This window comes from Cytobacillus sp. MT66 (assembly GCF_058792595.1).
This window is the reverse complement of the sequence record NZ_JBXAFB010000024.1, coordinates 38,613-44,873: the sequence shown is the minus strand read 5'-3', so window position 1 is coordinate 44,873 and position 6,261 is coordinate 38,613. Positions and strand designations below refer to the sequence as shown.

General features: G+C 39.8%; 5 protein-coding genes. 4 read left to right on the top strand and 1 reads right to left on the bottom strand.

Annotated elements, in window-relative coordinates; all coding sequences use genetic code 11:
• The first annotated feature begins 206 nt into the window (after window positions 1–206).
• Window positions 207–893, top strand: a complete 687-nt coding sequence (locus tag AC1Q59_RS23645; RefSeq protein ID WP_492368333.1) for a response regulator transcription factor — start codon at window positions 207–209, stop codon at window positions 891–893.
• On the top strand, window positions 868–2,949 hold the full coding sequence (locus AC1Q59_RS23640) for a HAMP domain-containing sensor histidine kinase (protein ID WP_492368332.1): 2,082 nt from the start codon (window positions 868–870) through the stop codon (window positions 2,947–2,949). The genes AC1Q59_RS23645 and AC1Q59_RS23640 overlap by 26 nt, the downstream gene beginning before the upstream one ends.
• A 619-nt stretch (window positions 2,950–3,568) precedes the next feature.
• On the opposite strand, the gene AC1Q59_RS23635 is transcribed toward AC1Q59_RS23640, so the two are convergent.
• Window positions 3,569–4,348, bottom strand: a complete 780-nt coding sequence (locus AC1Q59_RS23635) for an SDR family NAD(P)-dependent oxidoreductase (protein ID WP_492368331.1) — start codon at window positions 4,346–4,348, stop codon at window positions 3,569–3,571.
• Window positions 4,349–4,688: 340 nt separating this feature from the next.
• On the opposite strand from AC1Q59_RS23635, the gene AC1Q59_RS23630 reads away from it, so the two are divergent.
• Both AC1Q59_RS23630 and AC1Q59_RS23625 read left to right on the top strand, forming a co-directional pair.
• A complete protein-coding gene (locus tag AC1Q59_RS23630; protein ID WP_492368330.1) occupies window positions 4,689–5,282 on the top strand; it encodes a peroxiredoxin in 594 nt (197 codons plus the stop codon).
• A gap of 346 nt (window positions 5,283–5,628) precedes the next feature.
• Window positions 5,629–6,243 (top strand): hypothetical protein, encoded by a 615-nt coding sequence (locus AC1Q59_RS23625; protein WP_492368329.1) that lies wholly within the window; start codon window positions 5,629–5,631, stop codon window positions 6,241–6,243.
• Window positions 6,244–6,261: the final 18 nt, after the last annotated feature.

The following is a 6,261-nucleotide window of genomic DNA, read 5'->3' as shown; positions in this document are numbered from 1 at the left end:
AATACCGAAGTCATCTGTTGGCATCATAAGTCCCTTTATTTAACTGTCCATTTTATGGGGTATAGTTCACTGTCCCCTTGTCCATATTAAGAAAATCTTAAGATTTATATGAGGTTTTTATTAAGATTTGCTTGATATGATTCTCTTAGAAGGCATAATAAAGGGATGACTGGGATATGAAATGACCTATTTAGGAGTGAACACGTGTGAACATTTTGGTATGTGATGATGATCAGGCTATTGTTGATGCAATCGGCATCTATTTAGAAAACGAAGGCTATACCATCTACAAAACTTATCATGGAGCAGAGGCTTTGGAAGTTATCAAAATTCAAGAGATTCATCTGATTATCATGGACATCATGATGCCAAAGATGGACGGAATCAGCGCAACAATGAAAATTAGGGAGGTCCATAATATCCCATTAATTATGCTATCAGCCAAATCGGAGGATTCGGATAAAATTTTGGGATTAAATTTAGGCGCAGATGATTACATAACCAAGCCATTTAATCCATTGGAGCTGATTGCCAGGGTAAAATCACAGCTGAGGAGATACACCACATTAGGTGCTCTTGAAGCAAAGACCAACGTCTTTCAGACAGGAGGACTGAAGATCGATGATGAAAGCAAAAACGTGACCGTTGATGGTGAAGAGGTCCATTTGACACCCGTACAATATAAGATCCTTAAGCTGTTGACAGCCAATCCTGGCAGAGTCTTCTCCATTGAGGAAATCTATGAAAAGGTGTGGAATGAAACATCCTTCAGTCCTGAAAACACAGTAACCGTTCATATTCGAAAAATTAGAGAGAAAATCGAAATCAATCCGAAAGAGCCCAAATATTTAAAGGTGGTGTGGGGAGTTGGATATAAAGTTGAAAAAATATAGCCATTCTATCATAACAAAAATCATTGTTTTTGCGGTGGCGGTCTTCTGTATTGCGGGGATCATTCGTTCCCTCTCGGAGGTAGAGGTTCTTAATAACGGCTATTTTACCAGCGTGGCGGAAGATCAATATTTAGAGAGCCGGGCCTATATCTACGAAAGTGATAGAGTGATATGGGACCTTTCCCGATTATTGGGCGAGTATAAAAATGAGGAATATATACTAAATGGCGAAACCATTACCGAGGAGGAATGGAGAAGTACGGAAGACATTTTATTTGACGAATATCAAGCTTATTCGCGAGCATATAATCCTAACTTAAGTGTATCAGAGAATTTGGCAGGATTTCAAAAAGAATATGCCGATAAAATATCACAGGCCAGGGACAAGCTAATTAAAGACGATTTGCGAGAGTTTCATTTGCTTGTGCAAAATCTTGAATCCTATGAAGGGCCATTATTTTATGCGACAGATGGGACCAACGTGTTTACCAACACCCATATGGAGAAAAGAAATCAGTTTGAATCCTACCCTGCTTATATGATTTTCGAGGGATACAAGCAAGAGATTTATCCAAAGGAAACAACAGAAAATGACTCCTTCCATCAAACGACAGATGCATTAAATGAACTAGACCCGGAAAACACGGTTATTTATGTAGCCTTTTCTGAAACATTCTTAGATCAAAAAACAAAAGAGTGGCAAGAAAGCAAAGCGGTCGCAACAAAAAACTTATATCAAATCGCTGGATTTTTCATAGGATTTATTCTTTCCTTGATCTATCTGATAATCGCGGTTGGAAGAAAGTCATTTAAGGATCCTGGGCTGCACTTTTATGCAGGAGATAGAATTTATAATGACCTCAATATCGTCATAACAGGTACCCTCATCGTCCTTTATGCTGCTTTAATTGATAGTTTATTTGAGGATATTATAAAAATAATCGCACCGCTCTCTCTTCCTATCATTATCCTAGCCTTATTACTTATATTGACGCTAGTCAAGCATATTAAAAACAGAACCATATTCAAGCATACCTTAATTTATACATTAATCTATAAATTAGTGCAATTTATTGGGGAAGTGTACCGCAGCGGAAGTGTAGGCATGAAAACCGTATTACTTGTCATTGGATATCCAATATTAATCGCTCTCACCTTTTTTATGTTCCCAGTTACGATAGGGATTGCAGCCTGGTTTGCCCTCAAAAAAGTCAAGTCCTTCCAAGCGATACAGGATGGGGTTGAAACCATAAAGGGTGGGAATCTGCACCATCGAATTGAAGTTAATGGAAAAGGTGAATTTGAAAGGCTGGCTGCCAATATCAACAGGATTACAGATGGATTAAATAAGGCAGTCGACAGCGAATTAAAAAGTGAACGGTTAAAAACAGAGCTTATCACAAATGTATCTCATGATATTAGAACACCTTTAACTTCGATTATCACCTATGTCGACCTATTGAAAAAGGAAAAGGATCCCGCTAAGGCGGAAAGCTACATCGAAGTCCTGGATCAGAAATCTAAAAGGCTAAAAACGTTGACCGATGATTTATTTGAAGCAGCAAAGGCATCCAGCGGCACCATTCCGGTTCAGCTTGAGAAAATAGAAATCGTCTCCTTGATGAATCAAGGGCTGGGAGAAGTGAGTGACAAAATCGAAGAACTAGATTTGGATTTTAAGGTGAACTATCCAAAAGAGAAGATTTATCTAACCGCAGATGGCAAATTATTATGGCGGTCCATCGAAAATCTATTATCGAATATCTTTAAATATGCCCTCAATGGTTCAAGGGTCTATATTTCAATCGAAGATACAGGAAGTGACTGCCTGCTTACCTTTAAAAACATCTCAGCCTATGAATTAAATATCTCATCAGACGAACTCATGGAGCGGTTCAAAAGAGGCGATGAATCCAGATCCAGCCAAGGCAGCGGTCTAGGATTATCCATTGCCAAGAGCCTTATCGAAATACAAAAAGGAAGATTTCAAATCCAAATTGACGGTGATTTATTCAAGGCGATGATTTACTTGCCTAAGCATCCTGTGGGGAATTAGTAAGGACAAGGGGACAGGCACTCTGTCCCGCTCAAGTCCAAGGTGGTACTGCACCCCTAAAGTTAGATTAAAAAAATAGCTTTTGGGGTGTTTTTTATATGAGGAATAAATATGGTGATGCTTTGAAGATGAAGGCGGTTCAAGAGTATCAAGAAGGATAACTAAGAATGAGATTGCTGATACGGTAAGAAGAATAGTGTAAAATCAAAATCAGAGGTCGATCCGAGGGTATCTTGAAAAGCGCAAGCAGCGCTACCACTTGAACCCAAAAGAAAAATGAAAGAAGGCAACCTGGCCGGCAAAAGGACAAGGTGCCTGTCCCCCTGTCCGAAAAAAAAAAGACCCCCCAACTTCTGGAAAGTCCCAAATAATTCGCGAGGAATACATTTTTAATTCCTAATTGCTTCACACCCCCTTCCCTTGCAATTATCCTTACAGCTAAAACATAATCCATTAAAAGACAAAAATAATTGTTCCATATCAATTTTATTAGTCGGGGACCAGCTTTTTAATCAGCTGAACTAGGTTGGAAAATAGTTGTCCTGACGCTACATAACGCGAACACGAATACGCTTTCTTTCTTCATTCGTTTTTTATAAAACCACGAGAACTCCAAGCCTTATTTTGTAACGACAGAAACTCCGCCATCAATAATGATATTTTGCCCCGTTACAAAGGTGGATTCATTGGAGAATAACCAGGTTACAACATCTGCCGCTTCAGAGGAAGTTCCCATTCTTCCTAGTGCATTCAAACTGTTGTACTTTTCTTCAAGCAGGTTTGACTGCTCTGCCGTTAAGTTTTCAAATTTCCGTTCCATCATCGGAGTTCTGATTGCACCAGGTGTGATGGCATTGACTCGGATTCCTTTATTCCCATATTCTTGTGACACACCGCGGGTTAATGCCAGTATTCCACTTTTCCCAGCGGCATAGGCTGTCGTGTAAGCTGAACAAATTAAAGCATCCAAGGATGAGGTATTAACTATTGCACCGCCGCCATGTGCTAACATCGCCTGAAGCTCATACTTCATACACAGCCAAACCCCTTTGATTGTGCTCCCCATCATATGATCGAAGTCTTCTTCACTGAATTCATGTGTGAGTGCAGGCGTACCTTCTGCATTTCCGGCATTATTAAAAGCAAAGTCTAACTTTCCAAACGAGCTGACTGTTTCTTTTACCATCTGCTCTACTTCAATTCTTTTGCTGACATCGACTGATAGAAATTTTACATGTGGACTTATTTGGTTCAGTTTCTCCAATGCAGCGTTTCCCCGCTCCCGATTCCGGCCAGCAATTACAACCTTTGCCCCTTCATGAAGCAGCCGCTCGGCAACCGCTAGACCAATACCAGAAGTCCCGCCGGTAATCAGCGCCACTTGATCTTTGAATTTCAATGGGTCCCCTCCTTTATGTAGAGAATGGATTAACTTCTTTTTCGAAAAATGTTTCTCATTATAGTCTATTATCTATCTTCTGAAACTATTTTTAATAATCTCATATATTAGCGACATCTCATGCATTTTTTACACAACTTCTGTTAGTAATTCTAATCGTTATGCTTTTGTTCCATTAAAAAGAACACTATGAGGTATCCCGCTCAAAAGCACGTTATGCTTTTCGGCAAGGCATGATGAATTAGCTAGTCAAAGATAGGCTGCAAAATTTAAACACAAACCATTCTTCACATACATAAGGATAAATGAGTTAAACTTTTTAACAGGAGGATATCGCCATATGTATGAGGATGGTTTGCAGCCTTTTTGTGCACAAACAACTGATAAAGCACCCCTGTTTGTGGCAGAGGCTTACGACAATATAGAAAAGAAAATAAAGCAAATTGGTTTAGAAAGCTATCGTGGAAAATGGGTAATCTTATTTTTTTATGCAAGTGATTTTACATTTGTTTGACCGACAGAGCTGGCAGCGGTCGCTGCTATACATCATCAGCTAAGGTCCTTAAATACAGAGGTGCTTGCCATAAGTACAGACAGTGTATATGCCCATAAAGTTTTTACCGAGACCTCATCTTCTGCTGCTAAGGTGACGTTTCCTCTAGTGAGTGACCGAACGCACCAAATTAGTAAAGCATACAGAGTGCTAAATGAAAAAACAGGGGCTACATTCAGAGCAACCGTCATAGTCGATCCAGAAGGAACCATTGTTTCAAAACTCATCAATCCTCAAGAGGTTGGCAGAAATGTTTACGAAATTCTAAGGATTATCCAAGGAATACAATACAGCAGAAGGACCGGCGAAGGAGTCCCTGCCAATTGGGTCCCAAGTCAACCCGGAATTACACGGGATCCAAAGTACATTGGCAAAATTTAAGGACACGGGGACAGGCACTCTGTCCGGCTGAAGCCCGTGGTTGTACCGCACCCCAAAAGTTAGAGTAAAAAACTAACACTTGGGGTGTTTTTTATTTGAAGAAAAAACTGAATCCTGCTTTAATATCCATGTGGAAACAGACTTTTCGGATGCTTCCGGGAGTATCTGGAAAAGCCTATGCATCGCTATTACTCGAACCCAAAAGAAAAATTTGAAAGAAGGGAACCCGCCCGGCAAAAGGACAAGGTGCCTGTCCCCCTGTCCGGATTGTAATAACAGCCATTGCCCCTTCATAATATTTAGCAACGGTGATATTTTTTTGAATTTTAAAAGGAATGATTATCTTATGGGTGGTAAAAAGAACATACCAGAGTATGAATCAATAGATAAAGCCCTCAAATGGCCAAAATACATACGGATTTTATTATTATTAAGTTTTGCCATCTTTTTTATCGGCGTGTTTTCCTTTTTAGCTCTAATCATTTTGAATATAACGATCGACCCAATCTGGGGCGGGCCGGCAGCTTATTTGTCTGTTAGTATAATAGGATTTGGCATTGGGCTGCTTACGCTGACTTTTTTTCTCGCGGCTGAGGACAGTTTGAAAAGAACACCACTTATGTTTCGTGCGGCTGCTCTCCTGTTTATTTGCGGTCTTATGCTTCCGGCTTTTTTCACAGTTCCTCCAGCTGCAAAAATTATCCTTGATTATGCACAAGGTGATTATGTTGAAACCACAGGCTTCCCGCAAAACATAAAGACCTATACGAACAAGACAAAGACTAAATGGGTCGATCGCTTTGAAATCGATGGGGTTACGATCATAGCTAAGCCAATGGACATTAAGGAAAAAGATTTATCTCAAAATGATGGCGACCAAACATTACGAGTCCGCTATTTTCCTAGGAGTAAATTTGCGATCTTTATAGAAACATCTGGCGGGACTGTTTTTAAAAAGTAATGAATGGAAAAAGCCGAC